Raw genomic sequence first — 261 nt, forward strand, 5'->3', positions numbered from 1 at the left:
GTCACATCCCCTTCACCCCGCGTGCGAAGAAGGTCCTGGAGCTCTCACTGCGTGAGGCGCTTCAGCTCGGCCACAACTACATCGGCACCGAGCACATCCTGCTCGGCCTGATCCGCGAGGGCGAGGGCGTCGCCGCCCAGGTCCTGGTGAAGCTGGGTGCTGACCTGAACAGGGTGCGGCAGCAGGTGCTGCAGCTGCTGTCGGGTTACTCCACCGAGAAGGGTGCGGCGGAGTCGACCGGTCGCGGCGAGGGCACGCCGT

At 67.8% G+C, this 261-nt stretch carries 1 protein-coding gene; it reads left to right on the forward strand.

The window, feature by feature from the left end:
- On the forward strand, positions 1–261 hold a 261-nt coding region (locus tag QSK25_RS45285), incomplete at both ends, for a Clp protease N-terminal domain-containing protein (RefSeq protein ID WP_285647893.1).

The organism is Lentzea sp. NBRC 102530, from assembly GCF_030269365.1.
Classification (GTDB): domain Bacteria; phylum Actinomycetota; class Actinomycetes; order Mycobacteriales; family Pseudonocardiaceae; genus Lentzea.